The sequence below is a fragment of the Zobellella endophytica genome (assembly GCF_003012775.1).
Taxonomy (GTDB): domain Bacteria; phylum Pseudomonadota; class Gammaproteobacteria; order Enterobacterales; family Aeromonadaceae; genus Oceanimonas; species Oceanimonas endophytica.
The window spans coordinates 39,916-58,277 of record NZ_PXYG01000013.1; the positions used below are offsets into that span (position 1 = coordinate 39,916).

Here is an 18,362-nt window from a genome sequence, read left to right on the forward strand (position 1 = left end):
ATGAAATTGTGACGCGCCGGTGTCAGCGGGCTGACAACTTGGCGACGTTTTTCTTTCAGCAGGCCTGATAGCCCATGCAGAGCTCCGGCTGGCCGGTGCCCGGATCGATACCTTCCTCGGTAATGGCGAAGCCGTGCTGGCGGTAAAAATGCACCGCCACGTCGTTCTCGCTGAACACCTTGAGCGACAGCCGCCGCCGCAGCCGCTTGGCCATGGCCAGCAGCGCCTTGCCGATGCCGTTCTGCTGGCAGTCCGGGCGCACGAACAACGCCGCCAGGTAGTCGTCCACCAGGGCGATAAAGCCCTGGATCTCCCCGCCCCGCTCGCAGACCCACAGCTCGGCCGACGGCAGATAACGGGCGCGCATCTGCTCCTGCTGCTGCCACCAGAAGGCGGCCGGTACAAAATCATGGGCCTGCAGCGAGGCCAGCAGCCACACTTCGAGGATGGCGTCCATGTCATCGGCCCTGGCCTGTCGTATCATTGCTCTTCTCCTCGCCCGCTTCATCCAATTGTATGAGTCCCCTTTGCAGACAGACCGGGTTTTATTGCCGTCTGTGACCCGGATCGGCTTTTATCGGCCAAGAATGACTACCTGATCACAAAGCCGCTTTACAGTACAATACCCCTTTTTCCGGCTCGTCACCGAGGACGCCATGTGGTTTAAGAATCTGCAAATTTACCGTTTTACCCGCCCGTTCGAACTCAGTCTTGAAGAACTGGAAAAACAGCTGGAGACCATGACCTTCAGCCCCTGCGGCAGCCAGGATCAGGCGAAATTCGGCTGGATTTCCCCGCTCGGTAAACAGGGTCATGCCCTGACCCACGGCGCCGAACGCCAGATCCTGCTCTGCGCCAAGAAAGAGGAAAAAATGCTGCCGGGCTCGGTGGTTAACGACACCGTGGCCGAAAAGGTGGAAGCGCTGGAAGCAGAGCAGGGCCGGGCGCTGAAGAAAAAGGAGAAGGAGGCGATCAAGGAAGAAGTGATCGTGAGCCTCTTGCCCCGGGCCTTCAGCCGCCATCAGCAGACCTATGCCTGGATCAACCCGGAGGCCGGTTTTATCGCCGTCGATGCCAGCTCCGCCAAGCGCGCCGAAGACCTGCTGGCGCTGCTGCGCAAATGCATCGGCAGCCTGCCGGTAGTGCCGCTGGCCATGACCACGCCGCCCGAACTCACCCTCACCGACTGGCTGAAGGAAGGCGCTGCGCCGGCGGGCTTCGCGCTGGAAGACGAGGCCGAGCTGCGCTCGGCGCTGGAGCACGGAGGCATCATCCGCGCCAAGCAGCAGGACTTGCTCAGCGAGGAAATGAAGGCCCACCTGGATGCGGACAAGCTGGTCACCAAGCTGGCGCTGAACTGGGCCGACACCCTGAGCTTCGTGCTGGCCGACGACATGAGCATCAAGCGGCTCAAGTTCTCGGAAGAGCTGCGCGAGCAGAACGACGATGTCAGCGGCGAAGACGCCGCCGCCCGCTTCGACGCCGACTTCGCCCTGGTGACCGGCGAACTGTCCCGCTTCATCCCCGAATTGATCGAGGTCATGGGCGGCGAAGAAAGCCGCTGAGCCCGGCTCGAATTTCTCGTCCGGCGGGGGTAGAATGCCCGCCCCGGCCGCCATCAGGTGGCGGCCTGCTGACCTGACATCAGACGAGAAATTCCATGTTTACACCCGAATTGCTGTCCCCCGCCGGCACCCTCAAGAACATGCGTTACGCCTTCGCCTATGGCGCCGACGCGGTCTACGCCGGCCAGCCCCGCTATTCGCTGCGGGTGCGCAACAACGAATTCAACCACGAGAACCTGAAAATCGGCATCGACGAGGCCCACACCCTGGGCAAGAAGTTCTACGTGGTGGTCAACATCCAGCCCCACAACGCCAAGCTGAAAACTTTCCTGCGCGACATGAAGCCGGTGGTGGAGATGGGTCCCGATGCGCTGATCATGTCCGACCCCGGCCTGATCATGCTGGTGCGGCAGCACTTCCCGCACATGCCCATCCATTTGTCGGTACAGGCCAACGCCGTCAACTGGGCCTCGGTGAAGTTCTGGCAGGACTACGGCATCGAGCGGGTGATTCTCTCCCGGGAGCTGTCGCTGGAGGAGATAGAGGAAATTCGCACCCAGTGCCCGGATATCGAGCTGGAGGTGTTCGTGCACGGCGCCCTGTGCATGGCCTATTCCGGCCGCTGCCTGCTGTCGGGCTACATCAACAAGCGGGATCCCAACCAGGGCACCTGCACCAACGCCTGCCGCTGGGAATACAAGGTGCACGAGGCGAAGGAAGACGACGCCGGCCAGATCGTGCACAAGCAGGAGCCGATCCTGGTGCAGCCGGTGGCGCCCACCCTGGGCACGGGCGCGCCCCATGATCAGCCGGTGCTGCTGGAAGAGGGCAACAGGCCCGGCGAGTACATGGCCGCCTTCGAGGACGAGCACGGCACCTATATCATGAACTCCAAGGATCTGCGGGCGGTGCAGTACGTGGAGCGCCTCACCCAAATGGGCGTGCACTCGCTGAAAATCGAAGGACGTACCAAGTCCTTCTATTACGTGGCGCGCACCGCCCAGGTCTATCGCAAGGCCATCGACGATGCCGTGGCCGGCCGCCCCTTCGACGCCACCCTGATGAGCACCCTGGAAAACCTGGCCCACCGGGGCTATACCGAGGGTTTCCTCAAGCGCCACGCCCACGGCGACTACCAGAACTACGACACCGGCTATTCGGTGTCCACCCGCCAGCAGTTCGTGGGCGAGATCACCGGCCGCGACGGCGACTGGGTGGAAGTGGCGGTGAAGAACAAATTCCTGGTCGGCGACACCCTGGAGCTGATGACCCCCAAAGGCAACCTCAGCTTCACCCTGCAGGCCATGAAGAATCGCAAGGGCGAAGCGGTGGACGTGGCCCCGGGCAACGGCCATGTGGTGTACCTGCCGCTGCCCGCCGGGCTGGATGTGGCCTTCGGCATACTGCTGCGTAACCTGGGCGAGCAGCAGGATACCCGCCGCCCGCACCGGGAGAATGCCCATGGCGCTGCTGATCACCGATAAGTGTATTAACTGCGACATGTGCGAACCCGAGTGCCCCAACGGTGCCATCCACTTCGGGCCGGAGATCTACGAGATAGACCCGGCCCTGTGCACCGAGTGCGTGGGCCACTACGACAAACCGACCTGCATCAGCGTTTGCCCTATCGACTGCATCGTCGATCACCCCGAACACCGGGAGAGCGAAGCGCAGCTGTGGGACAAGTTCGTGCTGTTGCACCACTCCTCCTAAAACAAGGCCCCGGCAAAAGCCGGGGCCTTGTTGTCGGGCCGGCTCAGACGCCCGGCTCGGCCAGGGCTTCGCTGCCCGGCAGCAAAAACCACACCACCAGGCCGGCACAGGCCAGCAGCAAACCGCCCAGTACCAGCTGGTTCATCTCCGGCAACCCTCCCTGTACCAGCAGGAACAGGCCGCCCCCCAGATTGGAACTGCCGCCCAGCAGGGCGCCGGCGGTGCCGCTGTGCTGCGGAAAGGGCGACACCGCCTTGGAGGTGGCCACCGGGAACAGCAGGCCGGCACCGGCAAAATAGAGGCTGCCACCCAGCACCAGCCCGGCCACGGCCAGACGGGCATCGAAGGCTGACATCAGGACGATGGCGGAGCCCAGCAGCAGGCCGGCGGTGGCCAGCCACTGCATGCGCCGTACCGACCAGGACGACGCCTTCCAGGAGGCGAGCATGGCACCGGCGAAGTACAGCGGCAACGGCAGGATGAACAATACGCTGATCTCGGCACTGGTCAGTTCACTCTGCTTGCTGACCAGCACGCTGAACACCGCCTCGTACAGGATCACCCCGGCAAAGGTCGCCACCAGCATGCCCAGTTGACGGCGGAAACCGGCATGGTGCAGCACGTATTTATAGGCCGGCAGCATGGGTTGTACATGGCGTCGCGCCGCAGGCAAGGTTTCCCGGAAACAGAGCAGCATCACCAGGCTTATCAACAGTCCCACTCCCAGCAGGAACCAGTACATGGACTGCCAGCCAAATTGCAGGTTGAGCCAGCCACCCAGCAGCGGCGCCAGCAGCGGCGCCAGCATGATGCCCATGGACACATAGCCGTTGTAGCGCACCAGATCCGTCCCCTCGAACTTGTCCCGCATCAGGCTGCGACACAGGCTGCCGGCGGCGGCGGTACCCGCTCCCTGCACAAAGCTGCCCAGCAACAGCACGGGATAGACCGGAAAGGCCAGGATCAGCGCCGAGCCCAGCACATAGATGGACAGGCCGGCCAGCAACACCGGGCGGCGGCCATAGCGGTCGGACAGCGGGCCATAGACAAACTGGAATAATCCGTAGGGGATCAGGTAAAAGGCCATCACCAGCGGCAGGCTGTCGCTGGCCACCCGCAGCTCGGTCGCCATGTCCGCCATGGCCGGCACATACAGGGTTTGGGTCATCTGACCGGAGGCAACCATCAGAACAGTGAGTAATACCAGGGACAGGCCCGACATGGCCGCGATCTCCAAAAAGCGCCCGAATGGGCAGACTGTGATTTGGATCGCATCATAATGTATAGACAAATAATCTGGCAACCGACGCCAGAACGACCTTTTATAATGTCCAGGCCTAGATTTTCTAATCAGAAGTTATAGCGGTAACTGACTCCCCAGGAAGTCAGCCCGTCGTTGGGGCGGGCAATGCCCGCATTGGACAGGTGTCCGCCTTCGAGCGCCAGGCTGTGCCGGGCAAGTGCCACCCCGACCCCGACCCGGCTGGAAAACTGAAACTGGGTGGAAAAACGGCGTTGCTCCAGCCGGGTCTGGCTGATCCAGGCCGGGCCCACCCCGACGAAGGCAAAGGGACGCAGCCCGTCCGCATGGGTGGCGTAGTACAGGGTGGGGACCAGGCTAAGCTGCACCAGTTCGTCGTCCCCCAGCTCCCAGTAGCTGCTGTCGAACCAGAGTCCGTAGTCAAACTGGCCAGAGTCGCTTTCAAACCAGGGGGCCGGCTGTTGCCACTCCGCTCCCAGCGACAACCGGTCGGCGCCGTCACCACCACCGGCGCCGACCACCAGACTCCAGTCCGCCTGGGCCGGGGCGGCCGCTAAAGCAAACAGCAACAAGAGCGTTTTGTTCATGTTTGAGTCCTTTTTGTCGTCGCCACTCAATAAAAGATAGTCAGTTTCAACCAGGTCATCGGAGTTTTTCCGGCTATTTATTCATCCTGTATTGAAGAGGCCCCGCCCGGCCCCTTCTTCAACCCGGGGGACGGCCCGTCCCGGCATTTAACCCTTGCCTGATGAAGGCAGGCTGGTATAATCCGCCGCTCAAATTTCGTTCTTTAACATCAAGTGGGTTCTCTGATATGCATCCGATGCTGAATATTGCGGTGCGCGCTGCGCGCAACGCCGGTCAAGTTATCGTCAAAGGTTTCGCCAACCCGGATAACGTGGAAACACGCCAAAAAGGCCTGAGCGATTTTGTAACCAATGTCGATCTTGATGCGGAAAACGCCGTAGTAAACACCATCCGCAAGTCCTACCCGGAGCATACGATCATCGGAGAAGAATGTGGCGAACTGGCCGGCAGCAACGCCGATTACCAGTGGATCATCGACCCACTTGATGGCACCACCAACTTCATGAAAGGCATCCCCCACTTTGCCGTTTCCATCGCTCTGCGGGTGAAAGGCCGTACCGAACAGGCCGTGGTCTACGATCCCATTCGCGACGAACTGTTCACCGCCAGTCGCGGCGCCGGCGCCCAGCTCAATGGCTACCGCATCCGTGCCGGCAAGGCCAAGGATCTGTCCAACACCGTGCTGGCCACCGGCTTCCCCTTCAAGCAGAAGCACCAGACCGATGCCTACCTGGCCATGTTCAAAGCCATGTTCATCCAGTGCGCAGACATCCGCCGCGCCGGTGCCGCCAGCCTGGATCTGGCCTATGTCGCCGCCGGTCGGGTCGACGGTTACTGGGAACTGGGCCTCAAGCCCTGGGACTCCGCCGCCGGCAGCCTGATCGCCCGGGAAGCCGGCGCCATCGTCACCGACTTCGTCGGTGGCCACAACTATGAGCGCAGCGGTAATGTGGTCTGCGCCAATCCCAAGGTACTGAAGGAGATGCTGGCTACCATTCGCGAGCATCTGCCGGAATCCCTGGCTAACTGATAATGGTCGCTCCCGACATTAAGCCCCGCTCAGGCGGGGCTTTTTTTGTGCCCGCCCGGATTTGAAGGCGAGCTGCTCTGGAGCACAGGTGGCTCGCCTGCTTTCCCGCAAAGCGGGAACCTTCGGGCCCACCAACCACACCCACACCACGGCATAACACCCAGGCGGGCGGGCCGCCCGCGCTCCGATTCGTGCGACACCTCGGTCCCGGTGGTCGAATGAATTTGACCCTACGGCACAGGTTGTAGGATCGAATTTATTCGACCAAACCCCGGCGCCGTCGGCGGAACGGTCCGTTGAAACGGACCCTACGGCAGACCCGGTGTAACCCGCCGCCGCCCGTAGGATCGACTTCCGTCAACCAAACGCCGCACCTCAGCTGTCACCATAATACCCACGTCGACCACCCGCCCGAGCCCCATTAGTGCAACTAGGCGAGCGGGATCCCCGAAGCTCCTTTTCCCCTCACGCCACGTCTCCACACCCGTGATAAAACAAAAAGGCCTGCCGGTTACCCGGCAGGCCTCTGGTCGTCATGAAGCGGCAGTTAGCCGTTCAGGCGCTTGTCGTTGCGACGGGGACGGAACTTGCCGCCACGGTCGTCGTTGTTGGCACGGAAGCTGCGACGGGGCAGCGGACCGCCTTCGTACTTGGCCAGGTTCAGCGGACGCTGGCAGACCCGCACCTTCTGCAGTACCTGTTGTACTTCGGCGGTCATGCCTTCCGGCAGATCCACGGTAGAGAAGTCATCATGGATCTGGATCTGGCCGATGTAACGGGATTCCAAATCCGCTTCGTTGGCGATGGCGCCGACCAGGTGGCCCGGCTTGACGCCGTGTACCCGGCCCACGTCGACGCGAAAAGTTTCCATCACCACGCCGGACACGTCATCCTTGCCACCGCGGGCGGCACGGGGGCGCTCGGCGCGCTCGAAACGATCGCGGCCACCGTCACGGCTCTCGCGCACGTCGGGGCGGCGCGCCGCCATCGGCCTGTCTTCCACGAACAGCGGGCGGTCGCCTTGCAGCAGACGGGCCAGGCCGGCTGCCAGCTGGGCTGCGTCCACGCCATCTTCCTGCAGGGCCGTCACCATTTCCACGAAGGGGGACAGGGCCTTCTCGTCGGCTTCCACGCTGGCGCGGATACGGGACTTGAAGCGCTCGGCGCGGATCTTGTTGATGTCGTCGGCGGACGGCATCTGCATTTCTTCGATCGGCTGGCGGGTGTGGCGCTCCAGGTTGAACAGGTTGCGCTTTTCACGACCGGTCACGAACAGGATGGCGTCACCCTCGCGGCCGGCACGGCCGGTACGGCCGATACGGTGCACGTAGGACTCGTTGTCGTGGGGCATGTCGAAGTTGACCACGTGGCTGATGCGCTCCACGTCCAGACCGCGGGCGACCACGTCGGTGGCTACCAGTACGTTCAGACGGCCGTTTTTCAGACGGTCGACTACTTTCTCGCGCAGCTTCTGCGGAATGTCACCGTGCAGGGCTTCACAGGCATGGCCTTCGCGCACCATCATCTCGGCCAGATCTTCGGCGTCCTTACGGGTACGTACGAACACCAGCATGGCGTCCATCTCTTCGGTTTCCACCAGGCGGCACAGGGCTTCATGCTTGGACATGCCGCGCACGAACCAGTAACGCTGACGGATACTGGCGTTGGTGCGGGTCTTGTTGGCGATACGCACTTCCTGCGGATCTTTCAGGTATTTCTGCGCCACACGCTGGATGACCGGCGGCATGGTGGCGGAAAACAGGGCGATCTGACGGCTCTCGGGGGTGTGCTCCAGAATCCATTCCACGTCGTCGATAAAGCCCATGCGCAGCATTTCATCGGCTTCGTCCAGCACCAATGCTTGCAGGTTGTCGAGCTTGAGGGTGCCGCGACGCATGTGGTCCATGACCCGGCCCGGGGTACCGACGATGATGTCGACACCGCGCTTGAGGGCACGGATCTGGCTGTCGTAGGCCTGGCCACCGTAGATGGACAGAATGCGAATGTCTTTCTGGTATTTGGCGTAGCCTTCGAAGGACTCTGCGACCTGGATGGCCAGCTCACGGGTCGGGGCCAGCACCAGCACCTGGGGCTGGGCATTGCCACCGGTGATGCGGCTCAGCATCGGCAGGGCAAAGGCGGCGGTTTTACCGGTACCGGTTTGTGCCAGACCCAGTACGTCCCGCCCGGTCAACAGGGTGGGAATGGCGGCGGCCTGAATAGCAGAAGGCTGCTCGTAACCGGCGTCGGTCAGAGCTTGAAGAACGGCAGGCGCCAAGCCGAGGTCAGCAAAACCAAGTACAGAAGAAGTATTTGTCATTTAACAGTTCCGAATAAATAGAATGTCGGCGGACTGATACAGTAAAAGGCCAGGGACAGCCCATTCTCACCGGGGGTGAGGGCTTCCCTTCACACAGTGTGTGTCACACATAGATTCACAAGGCTAATCTGGCCGTTTTTGTCTCAACACCGCCATGGTTAACCGGCTGGTACACACCAGTCGATCTTTCTCATCATGGATGTCGATCTGCCAGACTTGTGTCGTCGCGCCCAAATGGAGGGGACGTGCGGTACCTGTAACAAGGTCGCTTCGTTTGGCGCGGACGTGATTTGCGTTAACCTCCAGACCAACGCAATAATAACCCGCTTCAACGCACATATATTGGCAGCTACTGAACCCAGGGTCTCGGCCAGCGCTACGGAAGCGCCGCCATGTAACATGCCAAGAGGCTGGTGAGTACGATGCTAGACCGGCATGCTGCCGCTCAAAAAACCGTGACCCACTTCACAAAAGGTCATGCCCAACTGGGCTGCGTGCGTATTCTCCGACAGTTGGTTCAAACTGTCCAGCGTAAATTCACGGTTCCACATAAAAAGACATATTTTGATGATAAGGCGTGAGGCTTCACGCCTTGCGCGATAAGCTACCGCCGAGCGACTTTGCCGACGATAAAGATCAGCAGCACGGCCCCCAGTACCGACATGATCAGGGAGCCGATCAGGCCGGTGGCGGCCAGCCCCAGCAGCCGAAACACCACGCCGCCGAGAAAACCGCCCACCAGGCCGACGGCGATGTTGCCGAGCAGGCCGAAGCCCTGCCCTTTCATCAGGTTACCGGCAATCCAGCCGGCCAGGGCGCCGATAATCAATCCCCAGAAAAGTCCCATAGCTTCTCCTTGTTGTTGCGGTTGGCCAGGGGCCACATCAGTGGATCCTGGACCTTCATCATCCAGCGCAGCTCCAGCCAAGGGGCGAATTTATTCGACCAGATGGAGCACCGCTTTACCAGTCCAGATCCCGGCCCTCAAGCCAGCAAGCTTAGCAGAGCCTGTACCGGATGCTTGACCGGCTGCCCTTCCATCCGCTTGACCTGGCTGCGGCAGGAGAAGCCGGTGGCCAGGCAGCGCTCACGCGGCAGCTTGCTCATGGGCTCGGCCCAGCTCAGGCCGTAGAGAGTCCTGGAGCCTTCCAGGTTCCTGGTTTCGTGGCCGTAGGTACCGGCCATGCCGCAGCACCCCACCGCCACCGGCTCAAGCCTGGCGCCCAGGTGGCCGAAGATGTAGCCCCAGTCCTGGTGGGTGGCGGGCTTGGCGGTTTTTTCGGTGCAGTGGCCAAACAGGTACCAGGGCTCGCCGGCGGGCTCCCGGGCCGGGATCTGCTCCAGCACCCGCAGCAGCCATTCCTGGGGCAGCAGTACTTCGAAATCGCCCCGGGCCGGGCCAAGGATCTTGTCGTATTCGTCCCGGTAGCAGAGCACCAGGGAGGGATCCACCCCCATCATGGGAATGCCGAGCCGGGCCAGCTGGTTGAGGAACTGGGCGCTGTCCGCCGCCATGGCGGCGAAGCGGCGCAAAAAGCCCTTGACGTGGGCCGCCTTGCCGTTGGGCTTGAACGGCAACACCACCGGCGCGAAGCCGAGCGCCGTGGCCAGGCGCACCAGATCGAACACCACCTGGGCATCGTAGAAGGAAGTGAAGGGATCCTGCACGATGAGCACGGTTTTCGCCTTCTGCTCCGCGCTCAGGCCCTGCAGCCGCGCCAGGTCGAACTGGCCGGCCGGGCCGTCCGCCAGCAGGGTCTTGAGGCTGGGGTTGCTCACCAGCGGCATGTCCACCATGCCCAGCACCGAGGCGGCGCCACGCTTGACCCACTGGTTCTTCATCACCGGGTTGACCAGTTTGGGCACCCTGGCCATCCAGGGGGTATAGCTTTCCACCCAGGACACCAGGTAATCCTTGGGCGGGCGCTGGTAGCGCTGATGGTAGAGCTGCAGGAAGCGGGCGCGGAAGGTGGGCACGTCCACCTTGATCGGACACTGGCTGGAGCAGGCCTTGCAGGCCAGGCAGCCGTCCATCGCCTCCTTCACCTCGTGGGAGAAGTCGTATTCGCCCCGCCGCCTGGCCAGGGTGTGCCTGATACGCTCTACCATGCCCTTGACGCTGGTGCTACGGCTCATCACCGCCGCCTCCTCGGCCATGGGATCGAAGCCCTGGGCCGAGAGCTGACGCAGCCATTCCCGTACCAGGCCGGCGCGGCCCTTGGGGGAGTGGCGCCGATCGGCGGTGAGTTTCATCGAGGGGCACATGGGCGAGCGCACCTCGAAGTCGAAACAAAGTCCGTTGCCGTTGCAATCCATGGCCTGGGTGAAGCCGTCACGCACATGGATGGGGATTTGCCGGTCGAAGAAGCCGCGCTTGGTTGCGTCCACCGACACCAGTTGTTCCAGGCTGTCGAGCGGAGTGCAGATCTTGCCCGGATTCAGCCGGTTGAAGGGATCGAAGGCCGACTTGATGCGGCGCAGCTCGGTGAACAGCGTTTCACCGAAGAACACCGGACTGTACTCGGAGCGGTAACCCTTGCCGTGCTCGCCCCACATCAGGCCGCCGAACTTGGCGGTGAGGGCGTTGACCTGATCGGAGATGCGGCGCAGCATCACCTCCTGCTCCGGGTCGGTCAGGTCCAGCGCCGGGCGCACGTGCAGTACGCCGGCATCCACATGGCCGAACATACCGTACTGCAGACCATGATCGTCGAGCAACTGGCGGAATTCCATGATGTAGTCGGCCAGGTGCTCGGGCGGCACCGCGGTGTCCTCCACGAAGGCCACCGGCTTCTTGCGGCCCTTGGCGTTGCCGAGCAGGCCCACCGCCTTCTTGCGCATGGCGTAGATGCGGTTGAGGGAGGCCAGGTCGTCACAGATCTGATAGCCGATGATGCCCGCCTCGCCACGTGCCATCAGATCGTCGAGCCGGGCGCAGAGGGCCTCGACCTTGTCGCGCTGGGCGGCTTCGTCCTGGTCGGCGTACTCCACCATGTTGAGGCCGTCCATCACCTTGCCCGGCACGTCCCGGATCAGATCGCTCACCGAATGCCAGATGATGTCTTCCCGCGCCAGGTTGAGCACCCTGGAGTCGACGGTTTCCACCGACAGCGCCTTGGCCTCCACCATCAGCGGGGCGTTGCGCAGGGCGGACTGGAAGCTGTCGTACTTGACGTTGACCAGGGTACGGTATTTGGGAATGGGGGTCAGATCCAGCCAGGCTTCGGTGATAAAGGCGAGCGACCCCTCGGAGCCGCACAGGATGCGGGTCAGATCCAGGGTATGGGTATGCTTGTCGTAAACATGTTTGAGGTCGTAGCCGGTCAGGAAGCGGTTGAGTTTGGGGAAGCGGCGCGCTATCTCGCCCGCGTGCCCGGTGACGCTGTGGTAGACGCAGCGGTACAGCTCCCCTTCCCGGCTGTCTTCCTCGAGCTTCTGGTCCAGCGCCTCGCCGGACACCGGCCCGGTTTCGATAAGGGTGCCGTCCACCAGCACGGCGGTGACCCCCAGCACGTGATCCGAGGTCTTGCCGTAGACCAGGGAACCCTGGCCGGAGGCGTCGGTGTTGATCATGCCGCCGATGGTGGCCCTGTTGCTGGTGGACAGGTCCGGCGAGAAGAAGAGCCCATGGGGCTGCACCAGCTGGTTGAGCTTGTCCTTGACCATGCCGGTCTGCACCCGCACCCGGCGGCCGTCCGTGTCCATCGCCAGCAACTGATGCATATGGCGGGACAGGTCGACCACGATGTTGTCGTTGAGCGACTGGCCGTTGGTGCCGGTGCCGCCACCCCGGGGGGAGAAACGGATATCCCTGTAGGCCTCCTTGCCGGCCAGGGTCAGCATCACCACCAGATCCTGGCTGGAGCGGGGAAACACCACCGCCTGGGGCAGGCACTGATAGACACTGTTGTCGGTGGCCACCGCCAGCCGGCTGGCATAACTGCGTTCTATGTCACCGCGAAAGCCGCTGCCGGCCAACGCCTCGAGAAACGAAAAATAGGTGGGGTTTATCTGCTGCTGCAGATCAATCCTTGGGATCATAACGATCTGTCCCCCTTGAATCCTGTATCAATGCGCCCAGAGAGACGGCCAGTATACACTCCTATGGGCCCCGGGGGCGAGGGGCTGCTGTCGCCGGCCCCCTGGCAAAGGGCGCCGCCGCCTCGCGATAAAGGCGTCAGCATACCCCGCTCCGACCGCGGGCTTGGACTGATAAATCCGACCGGAACGGCAACATAAGCGACACCGGCCGGGGAATTCCCGGCCCCGGCCCGGCGCCAGCGACGGCCTTATCCTTCCCTTCGACTGGACTCGCCGTCACCGGTGATCAGGTGGTTGAGAAAAAGCGCGAACAGCGCTGCCCGCGAGTCCACCCCGAACTTGGCGTACAAATGCTTGCGGTGGTTTTTGACCGTGCCCTCGCCGATGCCGAGCCCGACGGCGATGGCGCCGTTGTCGAGGCCCTGTACCAGCAAGGAAGCCACCTGACTCTCGCGCCGGGTCAGTCTGGCCCGGCCGAAACTGGCCAGGGCCGCCTGCACCCGGCGGTCCATGTCGGCCGCACCGGGCGGCGACAGCGCCAGCGGACCGATGCCACCGGGCCAGTGCCGCCGGCACAGGGCCCCCAGCAAGGGGAGACGGCGGCGCAGCTCCGCCTGCTCCGCCGGGGTGAAGGGCCTGGCCTGCAAGCGGCCAAAAAAGATCATCAGCCACTGGCCGTCGTTGAGCCTGATCACCAGCCCCAGCTCCTCCTGCCAGCCGGTGTCCCGATAGAAGGCCGCCAGATAATGAGGCGCCATGCCCTGCGCCGCCGCCAGTGCGCGCAGCGAGTAGACGCCCTCGGCCAGGCCGGCGCTCAGCGCCCGGCAGAAGGGATCTTCGGTGTAAAGGCCGTTCAGGTACTGCTGAAACAGCAGCTCGCGCCGATGCCGCAGGTTGTCGTACAGATACAGCGCGCGGCCCCCGGTGCGATAGCCCACCATCAGCAGGCAATCGCACCCGAGCAGGGTTTCCAGCAGGCGGGCCAGCGCCCGGGGAAAGGCGGCACCGCCCAAGGCATCGATCGCCCTGGCCAGCAGGGCTTCGTCCAGGTCTTTCATCGCTATTCACTCCGGAGGTTGGAGCCGACGATTATCGCAAACTGTCCCATAAAGGACATAGCTGGCCGGCCGCGTCCGGAGCAGGATCGGGCTTTTGCCAACGGAGTCTTCCCATGGATACGACCGGTTCCTCCTTGCTCGACGAGCTGCAACGGCGCGGCCTTATTGCCCAGTTGTCCGATCCCGCCGCCCTGGCGGCGCACCTCGACGCCGATGCCCGCACCCTGTACTGCGGTTTCGATCCCACCGCCGGCAGCCTGCACATCGGCCATCTGGTCCCCCTGCTGATGCTGCGCCGCTTCTTGGACGCCGGCCACCGGGTGGTGGCCCTGATCGGCGGCGCCACCGGCATGATCGGCGACCCCAGCTTCAAGGCCAAGGAACGCAGCCTGCACAGCGCCGAGGCGGTGCAAGGCTGGGTGGACGCACTGGGTGAGCAGATAGGCCGGTTGTTGGGTGCGGACGGCAATGCTCGGGTGCAACTGGTCAACAACCGCGACTGGCTGGCCGGCATGGACGTGCTCGGCTTTCTGCGGGACCTCGGCAAGCATTTTTCGGTGAATGCCATGATCGCCCGGGAATCGGTCAGGCAACGACTGGCCCGCCCCGAGCAGGGGCTATCGTTCACCGAGTTTTCCTACTCCCTGCTGCAATCCTACGACTTCGCCGTGCTCAACCGGGAGCGGGGCTGCAGCCTGCAGATCGGCGGCAACGATCAGTGGGGCAACATTACCAGCGGCATCGATCTCGTGCGCCGGCTCAACCGGCAGCGGGTATTCGGGCTGACCCTGCCGCTCATCACCAAGGCGGACGGCACCAAGTTCGGCAAGACCGAAAGCGGCACCGTCTGGCTGGATCCGACCAGGACCTCGCCCTACGCCTTCTACCAGTTCTGGCTGAACACCGCCGATGAGGATGTCCATCGCTTCCTGCGTTACTACAGCTTTCTCCCCCTGGTGGAGATAGCCGCCATGGAGGCGGAGGACCGGCAAGGCGGCAAGCCCCGGGCCCAAGGGGTGCTGGCCCGGGAGCTGACCCGGCTGGTGCATGGCGAGGAGGCGCTGCGAGGTGCCGAACGGATAAGCTCGGCGCTGTTTTCCGGGGAGTTCGGTCGACTGAGCCCGGCCGAGTTCGCCCAACTGGAGCTGGACGGCATCCCCCTGACCCGGGTGGAAGCCACGGGTTCGCTGGTGGAGCTGGTGGTCGCAGCCAAGCTGGCCGGCACCAACCGCCAGGCGCGGGAACTGATCGCCCGGGGCGCCATCAGCGTGAACGGCGTCCGGGCCGGAGGCGACAGCCTGGCCGGCATTGCTCCCCTGCACCACCGCTACCTGGTGCTGTGCCGGGGCAAGAAGCACTTCCACCTGCTGAAGCTCGACCCGACCTGAATCCTGGAGCACCGATCAGTTCAAACGTTGAGCGGCATGATGCTTGTTGGGGCGCGGGCGGCCCGCCTGCGCTCCACCAGCAAGGTGCAAATCAGCAAACCGCGGCGTTTGCTAGCGGCCGCGCCGCCCGGCGCCGCTCCGTTTGCCGGCGGTACCGGTGCTCTCCCGGCCCGGCTTCGCCGGTCGCCGGCCCGGAGCCACCTTGCCCCTGCCGTCCTGGCCGACCCGCGGCCCCTTACGGGCGGCCTTGGGCACATCGAGCCGGGACGCTTCCTCGGTCTTGCTCGAGCCCTGCACCATGCGGTTGATGATGGCCAGCTCCCCGGGGCTGACTTCCCGCCACTGGCCCGGCTTGAGGTTGCCCAGGGCGATATTCATGATCCTGACCCGCTTCAGGCTGGTGACCTCGAAACCGAGGTATTCGGCCATGCGCCGGATCTGGCGATTCAGCCCCTGGGTGAGAATGATATTGACGCTGCGCGGGCCGATTTTTTTGACCTTGCAGGGCTTGGTCACGGTGTCGAGAATGGGCACTCCCGCCGCCATGCGGGCGACGAAGTCGTCGGTGACCGGCTTGTCCACCGAGACGATGTACTCCTTCTCATGGGCATTGCCGGCGCGCAGTATCTTGTTGACGATATCGCCGTCGTTGGTCAGCAGGATCAGGCCGGACGACGGCTTGTCGAGCCGGCCGATGGGAAAGATGCGCGCGTGATAGTTGACCGCGTCCACGATATTGCCGGAAATCGCCTGATCGGTGGTGCAGGTAATGCCGATGGGTTTGTTATAGACCAGGTAAACCGGCTGCGGCTTGGCCCGCAGGGGCTTGCCGTTGATGGTGATCTTGTCCGCCGGCGTGACCTTGACGCCCATGCCGGCGACCTGGCCGTTGACCGTTACCGCCCCCTGCTCGATCAGCCGATCGGCCTCCCGGCGGGAGCAGATGCCGGTTTCACTGATGAATTTGTTCAGGCGGGTGCCGCCGTTCTCGTCTGTCATGGGGTTAGGCTCCCTCTCGCTGGCGGCAATAAATCGGCCCGGAACCGGAGCCGATCCAGGGCGGACCAGGTTAAAAGCGGCCAGTGTAAAGATGCGGCTCCGGGCCCGCAAGCGCTAATCGGCAGGCTAAAGCCAGCGTCGTACCCGGGCCCGGTAGTCGAGGTAGGCGGCGCCGAACTTTTCGCTCAGGGCCTGCTCCTCCGCCGCGATCTGCACCCGGTTCATGTAGACCACGAAGAGCACCAGCCAGGGCAGATTCAGCAGGCTGCCGAGCCAGAGGGCCCAGGCCAGCAACAACAGTAGATCGCCGAGGTAGATGGGATTGCGCGACCAGCGGAACAGGCCGCCGGTCACCAGCTGCGATGCCTCGGCCGGCCGGAAAGGCAGCAGGGTAGTGCGGGCCCGGAGCAGCTGCCCGGCGGCGACGACCATCACCAGCAGCCCGGCGCCCAGGATCACCAGAGCCAGCGCGGCCCGGCCCGGAAAATCGATCAGCCCCCATTCGCTCCCTCGCCGGCAGCTCCACATCAACAGGGCCGTGATCGCCACCACCCCGGGCGGGGGCAGCCAGAGCCGGCGCCGGCTCATGAGTCCACCGGCGAGGGCGCACGCGCCGTCGCGGGCCCGGCCGCCGCCTCGGGGGACACCGCCGGTTCGGGTTCATCCGGTTCCCGGTAGCGACGGGTCATGCGCAGCGCCTGGTACAGGTCGGGATACACCAGTATGCCTTCCTCGCCCACCCGGATGCCGGCCTGGTGCAGCCAGTGGGTCATCTGGCTGCGGCGCCCGGCCATCACCATGTGAATGCCCCGGCGCTTCAGCTCCTTGTGCAGCTCGCCCACCATGCTCATCACGCTGATGTCCTGGTGGGTGAAGCAGGATACCGCATCGATGATCAGGCACTTGGGCGGATGGCCTTCGCCCGTCGTCAGCAGCTGCAATACCCGGCGCTTGAAGTAGGCGGCGTTGAAATAGGTGAGCGGCGAGTTGAAACGGTAGATCAGCACCCCGGTCACCGCCCGGATCGCCTCATTCTGCCCCAGGGTGTGCACCACCCCTTCTTCGCTCATGCCCAGCAACTGGTCGGTGGGGCGCATCACGTTGCGCAGGAACTGGAACAGGCCGAGCAGCACCGCCAGGGTGATGCCCGGTATCACCCCCATGAACAGCACACTGACAAAGGTGATCCAGGCCAGCCAGAAGGCGGAGCGGTCGGAGTGGCGCAAGGCCCACAGGCCACGGAAGTCGGTGAGCGACAGCGAGGCCATCACCAGCACCACCCCGAGGGCGGCGGTGGGGATGTACTGCAGCGGCGAGGTCAGGAAGAAAGTGACCAGGGCGATGATCAGCGCGGCGACGATCGACACCAGCTGGCTCTTGCCGCCGTTGGCGTCGTTCACCGCGGTGCGCGAATCGGCGCCGCTGATGGCGAAGCCCTGGGATACCGCCGAGGCCAGGTTGGCCACCCCCAGGGCGCGGAATTCATTGTCGGCGTCGATGTCGTAGCCGTTCCTGGCGGCGAAGCTGCGGGCGGTGAGCATCATGGACACGAAGCTCACCATGGCCAGATTGAGCGCCGGCAGCACCAGCTCCCGCATCAGGCCGGGGGGGAACTCCGGCAACTGCAGCCGGGGAATGCCGCCGCTCAGGGTACCGACCACCGCCACGCCAATCCGTTCGGGCCCCAGCAACCACAGCAGGGCCGCCGTCACCGCCAGCCCCAGCAGGCTGCTCGGCCACTGGGGCCGGTAGCGCCGGCAGGCCAGCATCACCACCAGGGTCAGCAGGCTGATGCCCAGGGTGGGCCAGTGGATCAGCGCCAGGTAACTGGGCGCGGCGGCAATCCGCTCGATCAGCTCCGACTGATCGAAGGTAAAGCCGAAAATGCTCGACAGCTGGCCGACCATGATGGTGATGGCCACCCCGTTGAGCAGCCCCATCAGGATGGGCCGGGACAGGAAGTCGGCCAGCACCCCGAGCTTGAACCGGCTGGCGATCAGGCACCAGACCCCGGTCATGGCGGTCATGGTCATCACCAGTTGCCAGTGGCGGCCCGCGTCGCCCGCCGCCAACGGGGTGACCACGGCGGCAATCACCGCACAGGTGGCCGCGTCAGGCCCCACGATCAGTTGGCGGGAGGAACCGAACAGGGCGTAGGCGATCATCGGCAGAATGCAGGAGTACAACCCGACCACGGCGCCCACCCCGGCCAGTTCGGCGTAGGCGATGGCGACCGGCAGCGCCACCGCCGCCACCGACAGACCGGCCCGCAGATCCGGCAACAACCAGGCCCGCTGGTAACCCAGCAGGGCCACCAGCCCCGGCATCCAGCGTGCCAGGGTAAAAAAATCGCGCATTTTTCAATCACTTGCAGTTAGCTATCTCGCCTTAATTATAGA

At 63.8% G+C, this 18,362-nt stretch carries 15 protein-coding genes and 1 pseudogene; 5 read left to right on the forward strand and 11 right to left on the reverse strand.

The features are described 5' to 3' along the window. Positions 1-55 precede the first annotated feature (55 nt). Positions 56-484, reverse strand: coding sequence for a GNAT family N-acetyltransferase (locus tag C7H85_RS18895; protein WP_106731265.1), 429 nt, complete (start codon positions 482-484; stop codon positions 56-58). A 172-nt stretch (positions 485-656) separates the two neighbouring features. On the opposite strand from C7H85_RS18895, the gene rdgC reads away from it, so the two are divergent. The 3 genes from rdgC to C7H85_RS18910 all read left to right on the forward strand — a co-directional run bounded on the left by rdgC (position 657) and on the right by C7H85_RS18910 (position 3,278). Next, complete coding sequence (gene rdgC, locus C7H85_RS18900; protein ID WP_106731266.1) at positions 657-1,565, forward strand: recombination-associated protein RdgC; 909 nt, start codon at positions 657-659, stop codon at positions 1,563-1,565. A 95-nt stretch (positions 1,566-1,660) separates the two neighbouring features. After that, the gene (trhP, locus tag C7H85_RS18905) at positions 1,661-3,049 is read left to right on the forward strand and encodes a prephenate-dependent tRNA uridine(34) hydroxylase TrhP (protein ID WP_106731267.1); all 1,389 of its coding nucleotides are present in this window, start codon (positions 1,661-1,663) and stop codon (positions 3,047-3,049) included. After that, positions 3,027-3,278, forward strand: a complete 252-nt coding sequence (locus C7H85_RS18910) for a YfhL family 4Fe-4S dicluster ferredoxin (protein ID WP_106731268.1) — start codon at positions 3,027-3,029, stop codon at positions 3,276-3,278. Before trhP ends, C7H85_RS18910 begins: the two co-directional genes overlap by 23 nt. A 43-nt stretch (positions 3,279-3,321) precedes the next feature. On the opposite strand, the gene C7H85_RS18915 is transcribed toward C7H85_RS18910, so the two are convergent. Then, positions 3,322-4,500, reverse strand: coding sequence for an MFS transporter (locus C7H85_RS18915; RefSeq protein WP_146140487.1), 1,179 nt, complete (start codon positions 4,498-4,500; stop codon positions 3,322-3,324). Between the two features lie 128 nt (positions 4,501-4,628). Then, positions 4,629-5,126 (reverse strand): acyloxyacyl hydrolase, encoded by a 498-nt coding sequence (locus tag C7H85_RS18920; protein ID WP_106731270.1) that lies wholly within the window; start codon positions 5,124-5,126, stop codon positions 4,629-4,631. Between the two features lie 227 nt (positions 5,127-5,353). On the opposite strand from C7H85_RS18920, the gene suhB reads away from it, so the two are divergent. After that, positions 5,354-6,157, forward strand: coding sequence for an inositol-1-monophosphatase (gene suhB / locus C7H85_RS18925; RefSeq protein WP_106731271.1), 804 nt, complete (start codon positions 5,354-5,356; stop codon positions 6,155-6,157). A gap of 547 nt (positions 6,158-6,704) precedes the next feature. Here suhB and C7H85_RS18930 read toward each other — a convergent pair. From C7H85_RS18930 to C7H85_RS18950, 5 genes and pseudogenes are all read right to left on the reverse strand, one after another. Beyond that, a complete protein-coding gene (locus tag C7H85_RS18930; RefSeq protein ID WP_106731272.1) occupies positions 6,705-8,477 on the reverse strand; it encodes a DEAD/DEAH box helicase in 1,773 nt (590 codons plus the stop codon). A gap of 123 nt (positions 8,478-8,600) precedes the next feature. Next, a pseudogene (locus C7H85_RS18935) lies at positions 8,601-9,028 on the reverse strand (hotdog fold thioesterase). Between the two features lie 53 nt (positions 9,029-9,081). Continuing rightward, positions 9,082-9,324, reverse strand: coding sequence for a GlsB/YeaQ/YmgE family stress response membrane protein (locus tag C7H85_RS18940; RefSeq protein ID WP_106731273.1), 243 nt, complete (start codon positions 9,322-9,324; stop codon positions 9,082-9,084). A gap of 137 nt (positions 9,325-9,461) precedes the next feature. Next, positions 9,462-12,518 carry a D-2-hydroxyglutarate dehydrogenase YdiJ gene (gene ydiJ, locus C7H85_RS18945; RefSeq protein ID WP_106731274.1) on the reverse strand — a complete coding sequence of 1,019 codons (3,057 nt, stop codon included), beginning with the start codon at positions 12,516-12,518 and terminating at the stop codon, positions 9,462-9,464. 248 nt (positions 12,519-12,766) lie between these two features. Beyond that, a complete protein-coding gene (locus C7H85_RS18950) occupies positions 12,767-13,576 on the reverse strand; it encodes a helix-turn-helix transcriptional regulator (protein ID WP_106731275.1) in 810 nt (269 codons plus the stop codon). Positions 13,577-13,689: 113 nt separating this feature from the next. Here C7H85_RS18950 and tyrS point away from each other — a divergent pair, with 113 nt between their 5' ends. Then, entirely contained in the window at positions 13,690-14,964 is a 1,275-nt protein-coding gene (gene tyrS / locus C7H85_RS18955) for a tyrosine--tRNA ligase (RefSeq protein ID WP_106731276.1), read from the forward strand. Between the two features lie 111 nt (positions 14,965-15,075). On the opposite strand, the gene rluF is transcribed toward tyrS, so the two are convergent. From rluF to C7H85_RS18970, 3 genes are all read right to left on the reverse strand, one after another. Further along, the gene (rluF, locus tag C7H85_RS18960; RefSeq protein ID WP_106731277.1) at positions 15,076-15,963 is read right to left on the reverse strand and encodes a 23S rRNA pseudouridine(2604) synthase RluF; all 888 of its coding nucleotides are present in this window, start codon (positions 15,961-15,963) and stop codon (positions 15,076-15,078) included. A 126-nt stretch (positions 15,964-16,089) separates the two neighbouring features. After that, a complete protein-coding gene (locus C7H85_RS18965) occupies positions 16,090-16,551 on the reverse strand; it encodes a methyltransferase family protein (RefSeq protein ID WP_106731278.1) in 462 nt (153 codons plus the stop codon). After that, positions 16,548-18,320, reverse strand: coding sequence for a SulP family inorganic anion transporter (locus tag C7H85_RS18970; protein WP_106731279.1), 1,773 nt, complete (start codon positions 18,318-18,320; stop codon positions 16,548-16,550). The genes C7H85_RS18965 and C7H85_RS18970 overlap by 4 nt, the downstream gene beginning before the upstream one ends. Between the last annotated feature and the right edge of the window lie 42 nt (positions 18,321-18,362).

Bases quoted from the DNA above. Each gene is read 5' to 3' on its own strand.
- C7H85_RS18895 (WP_106731265.1), bottom strand. From the start codon at position 484: ATGATACGACAGGCCAGGGCCGATGACATGGACGCCATCCTCGAAGTG.
- rdgC (WP_106731266.1), top strand. From the start codon at position 657: ATGTGGTTTAAGAATCTGCAAATTTACCGTTTTACCCGCCCGTTCGAA.
- trhP (WP_106731267.1), top strand. From the start codon at position 1,661: ATGTTTACACCCGAATTGCTGTCCCCCGCCGGCACCCTCAAGAACATG.
- C7H85_RS18910 (WP_106731268.1), top strand. From the start codon at position 3,027: ATGGCGCTGCTGATCACCGATAAGTGTATTAACTGCGACATGTGCGAA.
- C7H85_RS18915 (WP_146140487.1), bottom strand. From the start codon at position 4,500: ATGTCGGGCCTGTCCCTGGTATTACTCACTGTTCTGATGGTTGCCTCC.
- C7H85_RS18920 (WP_106731270.1), bottom strand. From the start codon at position 5,126: ATGAACAAAACGCTCTTGTTGCTGTTTGCTTTAGCGGCCGCCCCGGCC.
- suhB (WP_106731271.1), top strand. From the start codon at position 5,354: ATGCATCCGATGCTGAATATTGCGGTGCGCGCTGCGCGCAACGCCGGT.
- C7H85_RS18930 (WP_106731272.1), bottom strand. From the start codon at position 8,477: ATGACAAATACTTCTTCTGTACTTGGTTTTGCTGACCTCGGCTTGGCG.
- C7H85_RS18940 (WP_106731273.1), bottom strand. From the start codon at position 9,324: ATGGGACTTTTCTGGGGATTGATTATCGGCGCCCTGGCCGGCTGGATT.
- ydiJ (WP_106731274.1), bottom strand. From the start codon at position 12,518: ATGATCCCAAGGATTGATCTGCAGCAGCAGATAAACCCCACCTATTTT.
- C7H85_RS18950 (WP_106731275.1), bottom strand. From the start codon at position 13,576: ATGAAAGACCTGGACGAAGCCCTGCTGGCCAGGGCGATCGATGCCTTG.
- tyrS (WP_106731276.1), top strand. From the start codon at position 13,690: ATGGATACGACCGGTTCCTCCTTGCTCGACGAGCTGCAACGGCGCGGC.
- rluF (WP_106731277.1), bottom strand. From the start codon at position 15,963: ATGACAGACGAGAACGGCGGCACCCGCCTGAACAAATTCATCAGTGAA.
- C7H85_RS18965 (WP_106731278.1), bottom strand. From the start codon at position 16,551: ATGAGCCGGCGCCGGCTCTGGCTGCCCCCGCCCGGGGTGGTGGCGATC.
- C7H85_RS18970 (WP_106731279.1), bottom strand. From the start codon at position 18,320: ATGCGCGATTTTTTTACCCTGGCACGCTGGATGCCGGGGCTGGTGGCC.